The sequence below is a fragment of the uncultured Roseobacter sp. genome, assembly GCF_947488185.1.
GTDB lineage: Bacteria > Pseudomonadota > Alphaproteobacteria > Rhodobacterales > Rhodobacteraceae > Roseobacter.
This window is the reverse complement of sequence record NZ_CANKYM010000002.1, coordinates 950,676-969,575: the sequence shown is the minus strand read 5'-3', so window position 1 is coordinate 969,575 and position 18,900 is coordinate 950,676. Positions and strand designations below refer to the sequence as shown.

The window sequence follows — 18,900 nt, the reverse complement described above, 5'->3', positions numbered from 1 at the left end:
GCTAGAGAAACAGAACCAGCATCAGGATCGACAGGCACAGCACCGCCATACCGCCCAGCTCCCGCAGGCTCGAGCGCTCCTTGAAAAAGAAGACCGACGCGAGCAGGCTCATCACCAATTCCACCTGCCCCACGGCCTTGACATAGGCGGCGGTCTGCAGTGTGAAGGCCAGAAACCAGCAGAACGACCCTGCCATCGACAGCATCCCCAGCCATCCCGCGACGCGGCGCGCGCGCCAGACAGCGCCGATCTGCGACGCATCCCGGCAGACAAGCCATATCGCCATGCCGATCATCTGCGCCCCGGTCACCGCCGCCAATGTCACGCCCGCGCGCAGCACCGGGTCCATCGATGCGATCTCCAGTGACGCGCCACGATAGCACACCGCAGAGACGGCAAAGAGCACGCCCGAGGCAAGGCCCAACCCGATCCCACGGTTCCAGACAGCGCGACCGCCCCAGCCCGTTACGCCCGGCGGCGTAGACAACATAAGAACACCAACCAGCCCAAGGCCAATCGCCCCGAACGCCGCCCAGCTCACGCCTTCGCACAACAAGACCAGCCCCACCACAACGGACAGGATGACTTCGGTTTTCATCAGCGTCACGCCAACAGCAAAATTGCGCAGTTTGAAGAGGCTGACCACGCAGATCGTTGCGACGACCTGCGCCAGACCACCGGCCAATACATAGGCCCAGAACCGACTACTCAAGGAGGGCAGCATCTCCCCGGTGCCCTGTAGGTAGAAAACCAGCAGCAGCGACACCAGGGGGGCGGAATAGAAAAACCGCGCGAAGGTCGCGCCGGTCGGGGAGAGTGTCGCGGTGACGAGCATCTTTTGCAGCATGAAGCGCAGGGTCTGAAATGCGGCGGCGGCAAAGGCCACGAGAATCCAGAGGTGAGGGTAGGCAAAACTCATGCCTCCTCTTGCCGCATAAAGCAGGGGAGAACCAGCGGCTTACCGAGGTGGTGCCATGCGATCCCATGCCTGCGGTCCGACGCCGAAAAGACGCCTATCGCGGTGCCCCCACTGCGCGGCCTGCCCCCTCGGGGCGCGGCAGGTGCTGTTGTGCCTCGGCAAAGCGGCGCAGGGCCGCGTCAATCTCCACACTGGGCTCGGCCGGACGACGCGTCTGAAGGCTCACGTGCAGTAGGAAGTGCTCCCCCGTGGCCAGCAAACGATCCCCCTCCACCATCTCGTGCCACAGGTGCATCTTCTTGCCGCCGCCCGCCAGCACACGCGTATGGACCTCGATCACAGCGCCCGCATGCACCTCGTCAAGGTGCCGGATATGTGCCTCTGCGGTGAAATAGCTGCCACCCGCGGCAATGTAGGCCGCGTCACAGCCGATCAGCTCCATGAACCGGTCGGTGGCATCCCCGAAAGCCTGCAGGTATTTCGCCTCGTTCATGTGGCCGTTGTAGTCGGTCCAGTCGAGCGGCACCGCCCGACGGATCGTCAAAACCGGCGCCGCCGGATCATCGACATCCGCGGCGCGCTGTCCCAGCGCGGTACCCTGCCGCAGCTGGCGTTCCTGCACCTGCAGTAGTGCTCCCGCGCCCCAGTCCTGTGCCTTCAGCGCCCGCATCATCGCCACCAGATTGTTGTCCCGGATCCGTTCCAGGTCGCGGATCGAATGCTGCCCCGATTGCGCATCCGACTGACCCGCGATCAGATCGACCAATTCATCGGTGAACTCCGGCACCTCCATCAGCTTGGTCCATGGCCATTTCAGCGCAGGACCGAATTGCGCCATGAAGTGTTTCATGCCCGCCTCGCCCCCGGCCACGCGGTAGGTCTCGAAAAGCCCCATCTGCGCCCAGCGGATGCCAAAGCCATAGCGGATCGCGTCGTCGATCTCCTCCGTGGTGGCGATGCCGTCCTTGACCAGCCACAGCGCCTCGCGCCAGACCGCCTCCAGAAAGCGGTCCGCCACATGAGCGTCGATTTCCTTTTTCAGATGCAGCGGATGCATGCCAAGTCCGGTCAGCGTGCTCTTGGCCGCCTCCAGCAGGCCCGGATCGGTGGCGTCGGTGGTCACGACCTCGACCAGGGGCAACAAATAAACGGGATTGAACGGGTGGCAGACCATAATTTGCTCAGGCTGCCGCGCATCCGCCTGCAACTCTGACGGCTTGAACCCGGAGGTCGACGAACCGATCACAGCGCCCGGATCGCAGGCCGCCTGTATCGCGGCAAAGGTCCGATGCTTGACCTCGAGCCGTTCCGGCACGCTTTCCTGTATCCACTCTGCGCCCGCTACGGCACTTTCGATCGTGTCGTGAAAGGACAGCGCGCCTTCGTCAGGCAGCGCCACGTCCAGCAGCCCGGGCAGCGACCGCCGGGCGTTGCCCAACACCGCGCCGATCTTGCGCTGCGCCTCGGCGTCCGGATCGTAGACCTGCACGTCCCAACCGTTCAATAAAAAGCGCGCGGCCCAGCCACCGCCGATCACGCCCCCTCCTATGATTGCCGCTGTTGTCATTTGATCCCCTCCTGCAACCGACTGACGTCGTAGCCGTTGAACGCCATGATCTCGCGCGCCGCAGCAAATCTGTCGGCACGCAGCCCGCGCGATCTGTTGAGAATCCACCCCATTTCACCCGAGGGTGTGCCGATCACTGCTGTTTGTGCGTCCTCATCCATCCACATCACCCAAAGGGCGCGTGCGGATACGTCCAAATCAGCACTTTGCGCCTGCAAGACCCCACGCGGGTTCACCGCCAAGGGCACATTAAGGGCCGCAGCGCCAGCACCGCAGAACACCGCAAGCCGAGGTGGCGCTGATGCCGTCGTGGCCTGCCAGCGCTGATCGAGGCAGGCCGGGAAGAAATCTGTGGCATAGGCTGCGGCAACGTACCAGACGCCGTCGAAATTCTGCGGCGTGAATCGGGTTGTGGCCGTGATCGGCACGGATTGATCGCGAAATCCCGGGTCTGGTGGCGGTGCGCAGGCGGTAATCAGAGCCGCGCCTGCGCAAAGCATCCCCAACCGCACCCCCTGGCTTACGTCACTGAAAAGACGCGAAGCCAATGCGAAAAATTGCTTCGAAACGGGGGTATTTTTCATGAACATGGCGCCCGTTTGACCAGCCCCAGCTTCTCCCGCACCTCGGCGGCGCCAATGACCCGCGCACCCATGTTCTCGATGATCGTACCCGCGCGTTCGACCAACTGCCAGTTTTCAGCCAGCACGCCCTTGTCGAGCCAGAGATTATCCTCCAACCCCACACGCACATGCCCCCCGGCAAGAACGGCTGCCGCCACATAGGCCATCTGGTTACGCCCCAGCGAAAAGGCTGAAAAGGTCCAATCCTGAGGCACATTGTTCACCATCGCCATAAAGGTATTGAGATCATTGGGCGCACCCCAGGGCACCCCCATGCAGAGCTGCACCAGTGCGGGTGCGTCCAGCACGCCATCCGCCACCAGCTGTTTTGCGTACCACAGATGACCGGTGTCAAAAGCCTCGATTTCCGGCTTCACGCCCAATTCCGTCATCATGCGGCCCATCGCAGTCAACATACCCGGCGTGTTGGTCATCACATAATCGGCTTCGGCGAAATTCATCGTGCCACAATCGAGCGTGCATATCTCCGGCAGGCACTCAGCCACATGCGCCACACGCGCCGCAGCGCCGATCATATCGGTCCCCTCCTGCTTCAGCGGCAGCGGGTTTTCGGTGTCACCAAACACCATGTCGCCCCCCATCCCCGCCGTCAGGTTCAGCACAACATCCACGTCGGCGTCGCGAATGCGGTCTGTAACCTCGCGGTAGTACTCAAGTTTCCGGCTTGGCGCGCCGGTTTCCGGGTCGCGTACGTGACAGTGTACCACCGCCGCCCCGGCCTTGGCGGCCGCAATCGCGCTGGTGGCGATCTCTTTGGGCGACCGCGGCACATGCGGGCTGCGATCCTGTGTGCCCCCGGAGCCTGTCACGGCACAGGTGATGAAAACCTCGTTGTTCATGGTCAGCGGCATCCGGAATCTCCCTTGTCTTCGCGGCCAGCATGGCCGAGAACCAACCGCGATACTTGCCGTAATACGAAGTCAAATTGATGAAATCTGCACATCTCATGCGGACAACCGTGCTGGTGCTGGAGGAGACCAACACCTTGACCTTCGCCGCCGCGGTGGACCCGATGCGGGCGGCGAACCGGCATGCGGGTCGCCCGGTTTTTGACTGGCAGTTTGCCACGCCGACGGACCGCGATGTGACCCTGACCAGCGGGTTGGTTGTTCCTGCAGCCGCTCTGAACCGGGCGCCACCCTGCGATCTGCTGATCGTCGTGGCAGGCTTCGATCCGGACACTAAAGCCACGCCTGCCTTATGTGCCAGCCTGCGCCGCCTCGCGGCAACCGCCCGCATCGTGGCGGGCATTGACGGTGGGCCCTGGGTCATGGCCCGCGCCGGTCTGCTGGACGGATACAAAGCCACAACCCATTGGGAAGACCTTCCGGAGTTCACCCAGCAGTTTCCGGATGTGATCACCCTCGACGCCCGTTTCGTGGAGAGTGGCCCGCGGATGACCAGCGGCGGTGCCGCACCCGCCATTGAAATGATGCTGCACCTGATCGCGGTGCAGAACGGTGCCGCACTGGCCGACCGCGTCGCGGGCAGCTTTATCTATGACGTCAGTTCGACACCAGCGCGGCCGCAAGGACGGCAGCAGCTTGGGATGCGCCACTCGCCGGTGACTGCGCGCGCGCATGATATCATGCAGGCGCATCTGGAAGACCCGCTTGCGATTGCCGCCATTGCGCAGGAATTGGGGGTGAGCCTTCGGGCTCTGCAATTGCAGTTTCGCACGCGTCTGGACCGGACACCACAGGCGCACTACCTAGGGCTGCGTCTGGCGGAAGCGGACAGATTGGTGACGCAGACGGCCCTGCCCCTGCAGGATGTGGCCCTGCGCACGGGGTTTGGATCGCAATCGAGCTTTGCGCGCGCTTACCGGCATCATTTTGAGACATCCGCGCGACAGCGAAGGAGGTCGATGGGCGGGATCAATAGGGCATTGGATGCTGGCGATGTGCCGCGTCGATCTCTTTCATGACTTCATCGCTCAGCGTCAGATCAATGGCGCCAAGACAGGTTTCCAGCTGTGCCATCGTGGTGGAGCCAAAGATGATCGACCCCATGAAAGGCCGGTTTTTGCACCACGCCAGTGCCATCTGGGCCGGATCGAGACCATGACGCTGTGCGATATCGAGATAGGCATCCACGGCGTCAAAGGCCCGAGCGCTCTTGCGCCCGCCGAGATCGCCGTTCAGTGACATGCGCGATTTGTCCGGCACCGCACCGTTTTGGTATTTGCCCGTCAACAACCCCGCAGCCAGCGGTGAGAAAGCCAAAAGCGGGACGTCTTCCTGCACGCTCATCTCGGCCATGTCAGTGTCATAAAGACGGCAAAGCAGCGAGTATTCATTCTGCACTGACGCCACGCGCGGCCCGCCCATCTCTTCGGCGGCCTCCAGCCATTTGGTGGTGCCCCAGGCGCTTTCATTGCTGAGCCCAAAGGCACGGATGGTGCCGCGCTTGACCTCTTCCTGCAGCGCGCCCAGCGCATCCACCATATGTTCCTGCGTGTCCAGCATCAGCTGGCTGGTTGGGTCATAAGACCAATTCTTGCGGAACATGTAGCTGCCGCGATTGGGCCAGTGAAACTGATAAAGATCGATGTAATCCGTCTTGAGGCGCCGCAACGACCCCTCGATGGCTTCGGGAATTGTCTCTGATGAAATGGGCGCCCCTTCGCGCACCGCGGCCAGCCCTTCGCCGGAATGCTTGGTGGCAAGGATCACGTCCTCGCGGCGCATGTCGCGTTCGAACCACAGGCCAATGATGCGCTCTGTCCGGCCGATGGTCTCGGCGCTGACCGGGTTCACGGGGTACATTTCCGCCGTGTCGATGAAATTGATGCCCGCATCGAGCGCCCGGTCGATCTGGTCGTGCGCTTCTTCCGCGCTGTTCTGTGTGCCCCAGGTCATGGACCCCAGGCAAAACTCGGAAACCTCGATTTTCGTACGCCCGAGCCTGTTCATTTTCATCGCGGGATCCTCTTTGTCGCCTGTCGCGCGACACACTACCCGGCAACGCCGTGGCTGCAAGCTGATTTACCTGCGAAAACTTCCTTAAAAATCGCAGAAAACGATTGAGAACAAAAGAGGAACTAAATAAAGTTGCGCCATGTCTGCCCCGCACCCCCTTTTAAGCCGACGGCCCGCACGCAAGGCATCGGCGGTGCCGCTTTTCCCCGCGCCCGACTTTCATCTGGCGCAGGCGCGGGTGCATGAAGCCTGCGGCCTGGCCCGGCGCACCCTGGCCCTGTGGGTCGCTGCACAGACCGAAGGGCCGGTGATCTGGATCGCTCCGTCCTGGGCGCAGGAACAATTGCATTGCGCCGGTGTGGCCGACTGGATCGACCCTGCGCGGCTCACCTTCATCCAGCCGCGCCGCCCGGATGATGTGCTTTGGACCATGGAAGAAGTGTTGCGCGCCGGGGTCGTGGCGCTGACGGTCGCGGATCTGCCCGGCCTGCCGGGGTTGACGCAGGTGCGGCGCATGCATCTGGCCGCCGAGACCGGGGCCGGTACGGGACACTGCGCGCCGCTGGGTCTGTTGCTGACGCCCGGCATAGGAGGCGCTGCGGGAGTGGAGACCCGCTGGCACCTCTCCCCTGCCCACACCAGGGGTCCCGAGGGATGGAGGCTGACCCGCATGCGGGCGCGGACCGCGCCCCAAAAAACATGGGACGTTCACCGCCCGACACGAAAAGCGCCCCCACAGATCAAGACAGCGTGAAAAGACTAGCAAGCGTAAGGAAAAAGCTATCTAAATGAAGAGCTTCAAGGAGGCGCTCACATGTCGCTGCAGCTTTCACGACGCCTGCTGATCACCGCTGGTCTGGCCAGTTGGGCAACGGTCGGGTTGGCGGCCTCGCAACGCTACGAATTGGTGCGGGAACGCTCTCGTGTCGCCTTCATTTTCGCAGTCAGCGGTGCCAGCCAGACCGGCACCGTGCCCATCCGCTCTGCCGACATCCGTGTGGATACGCGCAACCTCGCCCGGTCCAGCGCCGATGTCACCGCCGATATCCGCAATGCCAGAGCCGGGATGCTCTTTGTGACGCAGGCGCTGCTCAGCCCGTCAGTTCTGGACGCTGAAAACCACCCGATTGTGCGGTATAAATCCACCAGGATCACGCTTGGCCGTGCCGGGCGCATCTCGGATGGGGCAAGGATCGACGGGGAGCTGACATTGCGGGGCGTGACCCGCCCGTTGCAATTAGCCGCCGGCCTGACGCGACCTGCCGGCACCGCGCCGGATGATCTATCCGTCCTGAACATCCGGCTGACCGGGATGCTGAGCCGCGCCGCTTTTGGCGCAACCGGCTATCCAAAACTGGTCGACGATCCGGTCAATCTCGACATCAGCGCAGAAATCCGGCGCAGCGGCTGAAAACGACGCGCTTTGTCGAATAACCGATAGGGCGCCGCGCCCAGGCTGCTATGGCTTTGATCACTATGCGCCTGCTCATCTCCTTTGCCGCCCTCTTCCTCTCGGTCCTGCTCCTGCAACTTTCATCTGGCGGTGTTGGCCCACTCGACGCGCTGTCCGGCCTGGCACTGGGGTTTACCAAACAGGACATCGGCCTGCTGGGGTCCGCGCATTTCCTCGGGTTTTTCATAGGGTGCTGGTGGGCGCCGCGCCTCATGGGCAGCGTCGGCCATTCGCGCGCCTTCGCTGCCTTCACCGCCGCAGGGGCCATCGGATTAATGAGCCACATGCTGGTGATCGATCCCTACGCATGGGCGCTGATGCGGGTGGCCTCGGGCATGTGCGTGGCCGGATGCTACACCGTCATCGAAGCCTGGTTGCAGGCCAAGGTCACCAATGAGACGCGCGGACGCACCATGGGTGTTTATCGGGTGGTTGATATGACCGGGTCAATGGCCGCACAGATGATCATCGGCGTTTTGGAACCCGCGAGCTACGTCTCCTACAACCTGCTTGCCATTGTGTGCTGTGCCGCGCTGCTGCCGCTGACCCTGACCACCGTCCGCCAACCCGAAACGCCCGCATCGCCCCGGCTGCGCCCGCGTCTGGCACACGAACGCTCCCCTCTCGCGGCCGCCGCCGTTCTGGTCGCCGCCCTGTCCAGCGCGTCCTTCCGCATGGTGGGTCCTGTCTATGGGCAGGAAGTCGGCCTGAGCAACGATCAGATCGCCTATTTTCTGACGGCCTTTGTTTTGGGGGGTGCCTTGGGTCAGCTGCCCATTGGTTGGCTTGCGGATAAATTTGACCGGCGGCGGGTGCTGATCTGGCTGTCCATTTCTGCCGTTGCCAGTTCGGCCATCACCATTCTTGCTTCCGATCTTGGTACGCTGGGGATTATGCTGACGGCCGGGCTCTTCGGGTTGACCACCTTCCCGATCTATTCAGTCGCCGCAGCACATGCACATGATTTCGCCGGCGACGATGAACGCGTCGAGCTTTCAGCGGCCTTGATGTTCTATTTTGCCCTGGGCGCAATCGCAGCACCTTATGTGGCCTCCATGCTGATTGACGGGTTTGGTCCCAAAGCTCTCTTCGTGATGATTGCCGTCGGTCACGTGCTACTGGTGGTCTTTGGTCTGACCCGCATGCGCGCGCGTCCCGCGCCATCTGACCGCACACGGTACACCTACGCGCCACGCACATCCTTCACAATTGGGCGCCTCATCCGACGTGCCCGGACCCGGCCAGACGACTGAGATTGGGGTATGTGCGACGTGAATTCGCCGTGGCCCTTACGCAAAACCTGCGTTAGATGAGGCGGACAGGTCAGAATTCACGAGGCTTCCCCCATGGCGCGCCATCTTATCACATCCGCAATCCCGTACATCAACGGGATCAAGCACCTGGGAAATCTGGTCGGCAGCCAACTGCCGGCCGACCTCTTTGCACGCTACCAGCGCGCGCGCGGCAACGAAGTGCTCTTTCTCTGCGCCACGGATGAGCACGGCACCCCGGCGGAGCTTGCCGCAGCCAAGGCGGGAAAGCCTGTCGCGGAGTACTGTGCCGAAATGCACGCGGTTCAGGCTGAAATTGCCCGCGGATTTCGGCTGTCCTTTGATCACTTCGGGCGCTCGTCAAGCCGGCAGAACCATGCGTTGACCCAACACTTTGCCGGTCGGCTGGCCGAGGCTGGTCTGATCAGCGAAGTCAGCGAGAAGCAGGTTTATTCTCATGCCGATGCCCGGTTTTTACCCGATCGCTATATCGAAGGCACCTGCCCGAATTGCGGATATGATAAGGCGCGCGGCGATCAATGTGAAAACTGCACCAAGCAGCTCGACCCGACCGACCTGATTGACGCACGATCCGCGATTTCCGGCTCGACCGATCTGGAAGTGCGCGAAACCAAGCATCTTTATCTTCGTCAATCGGCGCTGAAGGATGAGCTCGATGCCTGGATCGAATCCAAAACCGACTGGCCTGTTCTGACCACCTCCATCGCAAAGAAATGGCTGCATGATGGTGACGGGTTGCGCGACCGGGGGATCACACGTGACCTGGACTGGGGTATCCCGGTTCGCAAGGGCACTGAGGATTGGCCGGGGATGGAGGGCAAGGTTTTCTATGTCTGGTTTGATGCGCCGATAGAGTACATTGCCTGTGCAGGTGAATGGGCAGAAACGCATGAGTTGGATGACACCGATTGGCACAGGTGGTGGCGCACCGACAAAGGAGCGGACGATGTTCGCTACACGCAGTTCATGGGCAAGGACAATGTACCCTTCCATACGTTGAGCTTTCCCGCGACTCTGATCGGATCGGGCGAGCCATGGAAGATGGTGGACCACCTGAAATCCTTTAACTACCTCAATTACGATGGTGGTCAGTTTTCCACGTCGCAAGGCCGCGGTATTTTCATGGATCAGGCGCTGGAATTGCTACCCGCCGATTATTGGCGGTGGTGGTTGCTTAGCCATGCGCCCGAAAGCAGCGATTCCGAATTTACCTGGGAGAACTTTCAAGGCTCAGTGAACAAGGACCTCGCGGATGTTCTGGGCAACTTCGTCAGCCGGATTACCAAGTTCTGCCGGTCCAAGTTTGGTGAATTCGTTCCTGGCGGAAGCCCATATGGTCCGGCCGAAGATGCCTTGATCGCCGATCTTTCCGTCCGAATTGAGCGTTATGCAACGCAGATGGACGCAATGGAAGTACGCAAATCTGCTCAGGAATTGCGTGCCATCTGGGTCTGCGGCAACGAATACCTGCAAAGCGTCGCACCCTGGACAACCTATAAAACCGATCCGGATACGGCAGCAATGCAAACTCGCCTTGGCTTGAATCTCGCCCATCTTTTTGCAGTTTTATCAGCGCCGTTCCTGCCCGATGCCAGCACAAAAATCCTGGGAAGCCTGAAGATCAAGGAAGCCATCTGGCCAAAGGACCAATCAGTGTTCCTGTCACAGCTTGCGAAAGGACACGCCTTCGAAGTGCCAGATGTGTTGTTCGCAAAAGTTACCGATGAGCAATGCGATGAGTGGAAGGCACGATTTTCAGGCGTTCGAGAAAATTGAACAACCGCCATTCAGAAAAAAGTATGCATTGGCAAACGCAGCTTGCCCGATCCTGGAGAGTGAAATCAGAATTCTTCCCACCCAGAGTCCAGGTCCAATTCTTCTTCCAATTCCACTTTGAGTGCGGCATTGCCTTGTGTTGCGCCAGCAGATGCAGCAGCCGGTTCCGTATTTGATGGCTTGGATTTAACTGGAGCCGTTGGTTTCGCTACTTGGGCAAAGTCAAGCTTGAAGCGCGCCACAGCTGCAGCCAGTGCGTCCGCCTCTGCCGTAAGGGCATGGCTGGCGGCAGTGGTTTCTTCAAACATGGCTGCATTCTGCTGCGTCACATGATCCAATTCGTTCACAGCAGTATTGATTTCATTGAGCCCCGCAGACTGCTCTCTCGACGAGGTAGCAATGGTGGAAACACGTTTGGAAATCTCCGACACTGAACTGACAATGGAAGCAAGTGCGCTGCCGGTCTTGTCGACCAGATCGACCCCCTGCTCAACCTGATCTCCGGAGCTGGAAATCAATGCGTTAATCTCTCGCGCTGCATCCGAAGACCGTTGCGCCAGCGCACGGACTTCCGTTGCAACAACCGCAAACCCACGGCCCGCCTCTCCTGCACGTGCAGCTTCCACCCCTGCGTTCAGTGCCAACAGGTTTGTTTGGAAGGCGATATCATCAATCACCGAAGTGATTTTCGAGATCTCTTGTGACGAGGTTTTGATACCATCCATTGCCTCAACGGCCTTGCGCGCAATCTCACCACCTTTTTCGGCGTTCGCTTGTGCGTCAGCGGACATCGACGATGCTTCATCGGCACCCTCCGCGGCCGACCTTACGGAGCTGGTCAATTCATCAAGTGCCGCCGCCGTTTCTTCCAAGGTCGCCGCTTGCTTTTCGGTGCGGCGCGACAGGTCATCCGCGGCTGTCGTGATCTCGGACGTCTCGTTCCGGATGGATTCCGAGTTTTGCATCACGGCGCCGACAGCCTCTTTCAACGCCCGCACCGCCGCATTGAAGTTGCTGCGCAGCTTTTCGTAATCTTCGGGGAAAGCCGTCGCGATTTCACTTGTCAGATCGCCTTCAGACAAGCTCTGCAACCCAACACCAAGCGCCTGAACCACGGTCTGCTGCTGTTCTGTAACGCGCGCGCGCTCCTCATCAGCCAAACGAACGGCTTCAGCGCTTTGTGTTACGTCGGTACCGAGGAAGATCGCGCGCTCCAGCTTGCCGTCAGGCGACGGAACTGAAGCAAAATTACCTTCGAGTATCATGGTCTTACCGTCAGACGCGCGATTGACCTCAAAGCGCCCAAAGACCGCATCACCGCCCAAATCGCTGCTCAATGCGCGACGCTTCAATTCTTCTGCGCTGATATCCCCTTCCGCCGAACCAGCAAACACGTCGGAGAAGGTGTTGGAATGGATGGCATCTTCCTGCACTGCTAGCAGCGAAACCATATTTGGATTCGTTCCGATCACCTCTCCGCCAGCGTCGAATTCAATGCGCAACTGGCTGTGATCGATGGTCTCCAATAGGGCGGAATTGCGTGCCGCTTCCGTGTTGTCCGCCCACTCAATGACGGCGCCGATCATCTCCCCTGCTTCATCCAAAGCGGCATTCAGATTAATCTCGATCAGAGCATCCCCGATTTTGGCGGTGTGCGATAGCGGCAAGGCCTCCACGCCACGGGTAACGATCTCCTGTGCATGGCTTTGCAACTGCTGGAAGTTTACCAAATTCGCCCCCAGGGCACTTCCAGTTTTCAAATCCGGCCAGCCTTTTTGCAAATCGGCCGCAATATCCTGCAAAAGCGCTTCACAGGTAGGATTGAGAAAGATCACTTTCAGATGCTCATCGACCATCATCATCGGTGCAGTCGAGCCGACGAATGCCGCACTCTTGAAAGCGCTTTCGCGCTCCGCCTCTTTGGCGACACTCAAGGCACCGCGGAAGGTGTCAAGGCGGCGGGCCATTTGCCCGACTTCGTCCCCACGGCTGGTATAGGGAATTTCAATGTCGTAATTTGCCTTTTCCACATCGCCCATCGCCGAGGTGAGACGTACAAGGGGTTGCGACATCTGGCTGCGGAGAAAGTAACCCGCCAACGTCACTGCAACGATCATGACAACCAGACCCGTCGTCAGGGCTCTTTTCTGAAGCGCCTCAAGACGTGCCAATTGGCTCGCGTCGCTCCAGCTCGTTACGACAACACCGGAAATTGCGTCACCGTCCCCGAAAACCGCTGGATAGGCGACCGAAAGACCATCCTCGGAAACAACAATTTGCTCTTGATCCAAAGCCTGTTGGGCCAATGCCGTTGCCATCTCGGCATCGAAGCTCTCAATCCCTTTGTTGTACAGCGCCGCACCGGCAGCGCTGACCACAAGCGCGCCGGTGGCATCAGGTTTTGCGGAGGCGATGACACCATCCACGATCTGCTCAACCGCATTGGCGTTCCCGAACTTGATGGCGCCTCCCATCTGCATTGCCAGCAGCCCGGTCACTTCTGACGCACGTTGACTGAGCGCTTCGGAGGTCAGCTCCTCTTTCATGTTGTTACTCATCAGGGCGACGGCGGCTACAACGGCGACGACACATACGACAACCATGACGGTACATTTGATAAAGAGGCTGTTGAGTGGGTTTGTCTGCAGCGTGGAGGGTTTCAAAATTGACATCGCCGGGTCCCTTTGTGCGTGGTCTTACCGTGCCGTCCGCTTTTGTTCTTGGATGGGCAGACAGGTTTCAAATGCCTTATCTACAATTGAGTTCTTACGGAGCACTTAACACCAACCGCCGCCGGTAGGTTTTTGGACCACTGGGACGCATTTGGGCCAGGCTTCATCAAGCTGTCCATGCCTCCAAACCAATACAAATCCTTGAACCTACGCTACTCCTTCACCATTGCATGCAAAGAAGGCGCCAGCACTGTCCTTGAGGGCAACGAGAGACTGGTGTGATGCCCGCAGCAGGCCTCAACCTGCGTCGTACTACCTTGAAACTTTCAAAGTGAGCGCTCTACCTGCAAACGGTCAATGACGTGCAGGCCCTTGAGCATACGCCAGCTTTCCTCCGGAACGCCCTTAGAACAATGTTTGAAACCGTTACAAATTGCCCCAACCGGTTTTTGAGTGATTGCTGAAAGCCGAGGTTAAAAAACTGCAGCCCCCTAACCATCCCAGATTTTAGCGAGATTTTAAGTTAAAGGAGATCTTGGTGCGGGCGGTGGGACTCGAACCCACACGGGCGTACGCCCTTCAGATTTTAAGTCTGATATGTCTACCATTCCATCACGCCCGCACGACGCGCCAGACTTATTCCAGCTTAGGAAACTCAATACGGCCACAAAGCCATGACAGCAATGCGTATTGCAGTGGCACATCAGGAATTTTGGTTTCTGTGCACGCCGTTTTTTAACAGAACCCACCCGTGAAGCAGGGTTTTCAAGTTTAAGTTAGGAAAAGATTAGGCACTCACCTCATCAGGTTATGCCAGAACAGTTATCTAATAATGCGCACACTGACCGTTGAATGATCGCGGAAGGTGCGAACCAGCCTGCTTTCAAAGAGCTCCGCGGATCAAAGGTGAAACATACCGCTCAGAGTGACGCGCTTTTCCTCCCATTGACTGGTTCAGGCTGCACGCTTTCTCACACCCCTTACGGACACCTGGATCAGATATCTTTTCCTGACCGTGCCAACGGACCACCCTCCGACATCAAGAAGCGCTCCGATAGCCAGGGGTTGTTCGCCAGCGCCTGCTTTAGTTGTTCACGCGCTTCGTCGATACGGTCGAGCCTCATGAGTGTCAGCGCCCTGCCCGATTGGGCCGCAACATGTCGCGGTTGCAGGCTGAGCGCCTTGTCCAGATCAACCAGCGCCAAGCGATAGTCTTCCCGCAGAAAGTGGATGTAGGCGCGTTGGTTGAACCCTTCGGCATAGAGCGGGCAATACTCCGCAAGCCGGTCAAAATCCTTCAGCGCGCCAGCGAAATCGTAAACATCCCGCTTGCGCATTCCACGCTCCAGAACCTCTTGCGCCGCAGCGTCCGGGGCGCGCAACCACACCTGCCACATCTGGTTGGACACCAGGCGTCCCGCCTGATCGTTGGGCGCGGTGCGTGCCTCTTCAAAGAGCCCTTCGAGCTCGTTGGCCACATCGGGCGGTGCCGGGCATGCCGCAAAGGCGGGCGCGGCCAGAACGGCCATGATCATCCACAAATGTTTCATACCCTTCAGCGTCGCCGCGACAGGCCCTCAGGTCAAGCCGTGTCTGCCAGCATCGTCTCCTTGACCGCCTCCATGGCCACATAGGTGGAGGTTCCCGCCACATGCGGCAGGGCTGAAATCGTCTCCCCCAGAAACTGGCGATAGCGCGACATGTCGCGGGTGCGTACCTTGAGCAGGTAGTCGAAATTGCCCGCGATCATATGGGCCTGTTCGATCTCCGGCACCTTTGCCACCGCAAGGTTGAACGCCGTCAGCGCGGCCTCCCGCGTGTCACTCAAACGCACCTCGACGAAAGCGACGTGATCGAGGCCCAGTTGAATGGGATCCAGCAGTGCCCGGTATCCGATGATCACGCCCGTCTGTTCCAGCCGCCGCAGCCGCGCCTGCGTGGGCGATTTGGACAGCCCGATCCGCTTGGCCAGATCGGTGATGCTGATGCGCCCATCTTCTGCAAGCACCGATAGAATCGCGCGATCAAACCGGTCGAGGTTCATCTGCTCGCTTTTCTCATCTTCCGTCGAAATTTTTACCACTTCGCCCTCCAGGAATAAGATCTTCAGTCAGTATGGCTTCTGAATTACGGGTATACTAGGCCAAACCTTCACCGGAGATGCCAAATGGCCCGAGATGTATCCCCTTCCCTGCGCCACCTGATCGACGCAGGCACCTATGCCGATCCAGACACTGTGCTGCCCGATCTCATTGCAGCCGCCGATCTGACCGCCACCGCCCGTGCCGAAATCAGTGCGGGCGCGGCGCAGCTGGTGCGCGACATCCGCGGCACCAGCGCCCCCGGGATGATGGAGGTTTTCCTTGCCGAATACGGCCTGTCGACCGATGAAGGCGTGGCCCTCATGTGTCTGGCCGAGGCCCTGCTGCGCGTGCCCGATGCCGATACGATTGATGCGCTGATAGAAGACAAAATCGCCCCCTCCGACTGGGGCCGCCATCTGGGCCATTCCACCTCCAGCCTCGTGAATGCCTCGACCTGGGCGCTGATGCTGACCGGTCGTGTGCTGGATGACGAACAGCCCGGGCCGGTGCGTCACCTGCGGGCCGCCATCAAGCGGTTGGGCGAGCCGGTGATCCGCACCGCCGTCAGCCGGGCGATGAAGGAAATGGGGCGACAATTCGTGCTGGGTGAGGACATCAACAACGCCATGGAACGCGCTGCAAACATGGAGAAAAAGGGGTTCACCTATTCCTACGACATGCTTGGAGAGGCTGCCCGGACGGAGGCCGATGCAAAACGCTACCACCTGAGCTATTCGCGCGCGATCTCCGCCATTGCGACCGCCTGCACGTCGGATGACATCCGCAAGAACCCCGGCATTTCGGTCAAGCTCTCCGCCCTGCATCCGCGCTATGAGGTGGCGCAGGAAGAGGCGGTGATGACCGATCTGGTGCCGCGTCTGCGCGCACTGGCGCTGCTGGCGAAATCCGCGGGCATGGGGCTGAACGTGGACGCCGAAGAGGCGGACCGCTTGGCGCTGTCATTGGAGGTGATCGACCGGGTGATGGGGGAACCCGCGCTTGCCGGTTGGGACGGCTTTGGTATCGTGGTGCAGGCCTACGGCCCACGCGCGGGCACCGTGGTGCAGGCGCTCTATGACATGGCCGTCCGTCACGACCGCAAGATCATGGTGCGGCTGGTCAAGGGCGCCTATTGGGACACAGAAATCAAACGCGCGCAGGTCGAAGGCATCGATGGCTTCCCGGTGTTCACGCAGAAAGCCGCCACCGATGTCTCCTACATCTGCAACGCCAAGACGCTGCTGGGCATGACCGACCGGATCTACCCGCAGTTCGCCACCCATAATGCGCATACGGTGGCGGCGATCCTGCACATGGCGGATGATCCTGAAACCTTCGAATTCCAGCGCCTGCACGGCATGGGCGAGACCCTGCACGGGCTGGTGATGGCGCAGAACAAAACCCGCTGCCGCATCTATGCGCCGGTGGGCGCGCACCGCGATTTGCTGGCCTATCTGGTGCGGCGCTTGCTGGAAAACGGGGCCAATTCCAGTTTCGTGAACCAGATCGTGGATGAGGATGTGCCGCCCGAAGTGGTCGCCGCCGATCCCTTTGAGCTTTTGGCCACGGGACCTGCGCCGGACATCGCGAAAGGGCCCGCGCTGTTCCTGCCGCTGCGGGGAAATGCGCGGGGCTTCGATCTCGCGCATACCCAGACGCTGGAAGCGATCGAAGCCGCGCGCGCGCCTTTTGCCGCGCAGGCGTGGACGGCGGCGCCGCTGCTGGCCGGTGATGTGGACCCGGAGGGCACGACCGCGCCCGTGACCAATCCCGCCAATCCCGACGACGTCCCGGGAACCGTCCAGAATGCCATCGCTGCCGATGTTGCGACGGCATTCGACGCCGCCGCACCCTGGTCCGCGCCCCTCGCTGAACGCCGCGCGGTGCTGCAGAAAGCCGCCGGGATGATGGAGGACCGCTTTGGCGAGATCTTCGCCCTGCTGGCCCGGGAGGCGGGTAAAGGCCTGCCCGATTGCGTGGCGGAGCTGCGCGAGGCGGTCGATTTCCTGCGCTACTACGCGGCGCAGGCGACAAACACGCCCCCGGCGGGCATCTTCACCTGCATCTCACCATGGAACTTTCCCTTTGCCATCTTCTGCGGTCAGGTAACGGCGGCACTGGCGGCGGGCAATGCGGTGCTGGCCAAACCGGCGGAGCAAACCCCGCTGGCCGCCTATCTGGCCGTCTCGATTCTGCATGAGGCCGGTGTGCCGCGCAGCGCGTTGCAACTGCTGCCCGGCGGCGGCGACATCGGCGCCCTGCTGACCTCGGACGCGCGCGTGGGCGGCGTGGCCTTCACCGGGTCGACCGCCACGGCCCTGCGCATCCGCACCGCCATGGCGGAAAACTGCGCGCCCGGCACCCCGCTGATCGCGGAAACCGGCGGGTTGAACGCGATGATCGTGGACAGCACCGCTCTGCCCGAACAGGCCGTGCAATCGATCATCGAAAGCGCCTTTCAATCCGCGGGCCAGCGCTGCTCTGCCCTGCGCTGCCTTTACGTGCAGGAGGATATTGCCGAAGACTTCACGAAGATGCTGATCGGGGCGATGCAGGCGCTAAGGCTGGGCGCGCCATGGGACCTTGCCACCGACGTGGGGCCGGTGATTGATGAGGCCGCGCGCAAGGGGATCGCCGATCACGTCGCCGCCGCCCGCGCAGAGGGCCGCGTCATGGCCGAGCTTGCTACGCCGGATCACGGCACCTTCATTGCGCCGACCCTGATCCGGGTGCCCGGGATCGATGCGTTGGAGCGGGAAATCTTTGGCCCGGTGCTGCATCTGGCCACGTTCAAATCGCAAGAGCTTGACGCGGTGATCGATGCCATCAACCACACCGGATACGGGCTGACCTTCGGTCTGCACACGCGGATCGATGACCGTGTACAGCATATCTCCGAACGGATCGAGGCGGGCAACATCTATGTGAACCGCAACCAGATCGGCGCGATTGTCGGCAGCCAGCCCTTTGGCGGTGAAGGCCTCTCCGGCACCGGACCCAAGGCGGGCGGTCCCAACTATCTGCCGCGCTTCTCCGCCCCGGACCGCGAAACGCGTGACACGGCGTGGGACAGTGCCATGGCGCAACTGCCTGCGCTGCGCGCGGCCCGACCGATGCCACAGACGGCGCAAAGCCTGCCGGGGCCGACGGGCGAATCCAACCGGCTCAGCACCCTGCCCCGCGCCGCCCTGCTCTGCGCGGGTCCGGGCGCGGAGGTGGCAGCAGCACAGGCCCGCGCCGTCGAAGCGCTTGGTGGTGCCGCCGTCATGGCAACCGGCACGCTGGACGTGGATGCGCTGGTGGACGGGGCCGCCTATGGCGGCGTGCTCTGGTGGGGGGATGCCGAGACCGGGCGCGCCATCGAGATCGCGCTGTCGCGACGCAGTGGCCCGATCATCCCCCTGATCCCTGGCCGCCCCGACACCGCCCGCGTGCGCGCGGAACGTCATGTCTGCGTGGATACCACCGCCTCGGGCGGCAACGCGGCACTGCTGGGCGCTTCCACCTGATCCGGCCTCCCGGCGCCCTGCGCGTCGGGGTGCCTTGACCTCACCCGGTGGATCGCCCAGCGT

Annotated in this window: 14 protein-coding genes and 1 tRNA gene; 6 read left to right on the top strand and 9 right to left on the bottom strand. The window is 61.1% G+C overall.

From position 1 onward, the window contains the following. Position 1: 1 nt before the first annotated feature. The 4 genes from Q1A52_RS10525 to Q1A52_RS10510 form a co-directional block, all read right to left on the bottom strand. Entirely contained in the window at positions 2-919 is a 918-nt protein-coding gene (locus tag Q1A52_RS10525; RefSeq protein ID WP_300014553.1) for a DMT family transporter, read from the bottom strand. Between the two features lie 94 nt (positions 920-1,013). Then, the gene (locus tag Q1A52_RS10520; RefSeq protein ID WP_300014550.1) at positions 1,014-2,486 is read right to left on the bottom strand and encodes a carnitine 3-dehydrogenase; all 1,473 of its coding nucleotides are present in this window, start codon (positions 2,484-2,486) and stop codon (positions 1,014-1,016) included. Then, a complete protein-coding gene (locus Q1A52_RS10515) occupies positions 2,483-3,034 on the bottom strand; it encodes a lipocalin family protein (RefSeq protein WP_300014547.1) in 552 nt (183 codons plus the stop codon). The genes Q1A52_RS10520 and Q1A52_RS10515 overlap by 4 nt, the downstream gene beginning before the upstream one ends. A 32-nt stretch (positions 3,035-3,066) precedes the next feature. Beyond that, positions 3,067-3,981 (bottom strand): 3-keto-5-aminohexanoate cleavage protein, encoded by a 915-nt coding sequence (locus Q1A52_RS10510; protein ID WP_300014544.1) that lies wholly within the window; start codon positions 3,979-3,981, stop codon positions 3,067-3,069. A gap of 77 nt (positions 3,982-4,058) precedes the next feature. Here Q1A52_RS10510 and Q1A52_RS10505 point away from each other — a divergent pair, with 77 nt between their 5' ends. Beyond that, positions 4,059-5,057 carry a GlxA family transcriptional regulator gene (locus tag Q1A52_RS10505; protein ID WP_300014541.1) on the top strand — a complete coding sequence of 333 codons (999 nt, stop codon included), beginning with the start codon at positions 4,059-4,061 and terminating at the stop codon, positions 5,055-5,057. On the opposite strand, the gene Q1A52_RS10500 is transcribed toward Q1A52_RS10505, so the two are convergent. After that, positions 5,008-6,051 (bottom strand): aldo/keto reductase, encoded by a 1,044-nt coding sequence (locus tag Q1A52_RS10500; RefSeq protein WP_300014539.1) that lies wholly within the window; start codon positions 6,049-6,051, stop codon positions 5,008-5,010. The two genes, Q1A52_RS10505 and Q1A52_RS10500, sit on opposite strands and share 50 nt — an antisense overlap. 139 nt (positions 6,052-6,190) lie before the next feature. On the opposite strand from Q1A52_RS10500, the gene Q1A52_RS10495 reads away from it, so the two are divergent. From Q1A52_RS10495 to metG, 4 genes are all read left to right on the top strand, one after another. Next, on the top strand, positions 6,191-6,805 hold the full coding sequence (locus Q1A52_RS10495; RefSeq protein ID WP_300014536.1) for a hypothetical protein: 615 nt from the start codon (positions 6,191-6,193) through the stop codon (positions 6,803-6,805). 60 nt (positions 6,806-6,865) lie between these two features. Then, positions 6,866-7,462: a YceI family protein gene (locus Q1A52_RS10490; protein ID WP_300014533.1), complete on the top strand. Its 597-nt coding sequence runs from the start codon at positions 6,866-6,868 to the stop codon at positions 7,460-7,462. A 65-nt stretch (positions 7,463-7,527) separates the two neighbouring features. Continuing rightward, on the top strand, positions 7,528-8,757 hold the full coding sequence (locus Q1A52_RS10485; protein WP_300014976.1) for an MFS transporter: 1,230 nt from the start codon (positions 7,528-7,530) through the stop codon (positions 8,755-8,757). A gap of 93 nt (positions 8,758-8,850) precedes the next feature. Beyond that, positions 8,851-10,572, top strand: a complete 1,722-nt coding sequence (gene metG / locus Q1A52_RS10480) for a methionine--tRNA ligase (protein WP_300014530.1) — start codon at positions 8,851-8,853, stop codon at positions 10,570-10,572. Between the two features lie 65 nt (positions 10,573-10,637). Here metG and Q1A52_RS10475 read toward each other — a convergent pair whose 3' ends face one another. The 4 genes from Q1A52_RS10475 to Q1A52_RS10460 all read right to left on the bottom strand — a co-directional run bounded on the left by Q1A52_RS10475 (position 10,638) and on the right by Q1A52_RS10460 (position 15,288). After that, the gene (locus tag Q1A52_RS10475) at positions 10,638-13,244 is read right to left on the bottom strand and encodes a methyl-accepting chemotaxis protein (RefSeq protein ID WP_300014527.1); all 2,607 of its coding nucleotides are present in this window, start codon (positions 13,242-13,244) and stop codon (positions 10,638-10,640) included. A gap of 536 nt (positions 13,245-13,780) precedes the next feature. Then, a tRNA-Leu gene (locus Q1A52_RS10470) sits at positions 13,781-13,866 on the bottom strand. Between the two features lie 373 nt (positions 13,867-14,239). Next, positions 14,240-14,794, bottom strand: coding sequence for a tetratricopeptide repeat protein (locus tag Q1A52_RS10465; protein ID WP_300014524.1), 555 nt, complete (start codon positions 14,792-14,794; stop codon positions 14,240-14,242). A 32-nt stretch (positions 14,795-14,826) separates the two neighbouring features. Next, positions 14,827-15,288 carry an Lrp/AsnC ligand binding domain-containing protein gene (locus tag Q1A52_RS10460; protein WP_195822577.1) on the bottom strand — a complete coding sequence of 154 codons (462 nt, stop codon included), beginning with the start codon at positions 15,286-15,288 and terminating at the stop codon, positions 14,827-14,829. 123 nt (positions 15,289-15,411) lie between these two features. On the opposite strand from Q1A52_RS10460, the gene putA reads away from it, so the two are divergent. Beyond that, positions 15,412-18,837, top strand: coding sequence for a bifunctional proline dehydrogenase/L-glutamate gamma-semialdehyde dehydrogenase PutA (gene putA / locus Q1A52_RS10455; RefSeq protein ID WP_300014521.1), 3,426 nt, complete (start codon positions 15,412-15,414; stop codon positions 18,835-18,837). The last annotated feature ends 63 nt before the right edge of the window (positions 18,838-18,900 follow it).

Coding starts and splice junctions, on each gene's coding strand:
- Q1A52_RS10510 (WP_300014544.1), bottom strand. CDS start 3,981: ATGCCGCTGACCATGAACAACGAGGTTTTCATCACCTGTGCCGTGACA.
- Q1A52_RS10520 (WP_300014550.1), bottom strand. CDS start 2,486: ATGACAACAGCGGCAATCATAGGAGGGGGCGTGATCGGCGGTGGCTGG.
- Q1A52_RS10525 (WP_300014553.1), bottom strand. CDS start 919: ATGAGTTTTGCCTACCCTCACCTCTGGATTCTCGTGGCCTTTGCCGCC.
- Q1A52_RS10465 (WP_300014524.1), bottom strand. CDS start 14,794: ATGAAACATTTGTGGATGATCATGGCCGTTCTGGCCGCGCCCGCCTTT.
- Q1A52_RS10475 (WP_300014527.1), bottom strand. CDS start 13,244: ATGTCAATTTTGAAACCCTCCACGCTGCAGACAAACCCACTCAACAGC.
- metG (WP_300014530.1), top strand. CDS start 8,851: ATGGCGCGCCATCTTATCACATCCGCAATCCCGTACATCAACGGGATC.
- Q1A52_RS10485 (WP_300014976.1), top strand. CDS start 7,528: ATGCGCCTGCTCATCTCCTTTGCCGCCCTCTTCCTCTCGGTCCTGCTC.
- Q1A52_RS10460 (WP_195822577.1), bottom strand. CDS start 15,288: ATGAACCTCGACCGGTTTGATCGCGCGATTCTATCGGTGCTTGCAGAA.
- Q1A52_RS10500 (WP_300014539.1), bottom strand. CDS start 6,051: ATGAAAATGAACAGGCTCGGGCGTACGAAAATCGAGGTTTCCGAGTTT.
- Q1A52_RS10505 (WP_300014541.1), top strand. CDS start 4,059: ATGAAATCTGCACATCTCATGCGGACAACCGTGCTGGTGCTGGAGGAG.
- Q1A52_RS10490 (WP_300014533.1), top strand. CDS start 6,866: ATGTCGCTGCAGCTTTCACGACGCCTGCTGATCACCGCTGGTCTGGCC.
- Q1A52_RS10495 (WP_300014536.1), top strand. CDS start 6,191: ATGTCTGCCCCGCACCCCCTTTTAAGCCGACGGCCCGCACGCAAGGCA.
- putA (WP_300014521.1), top strand. CDS start 15,412: ATGGCCCGAGATGTATCCCCTTCCCTGCGCCACCTGATCGACGCAGGC.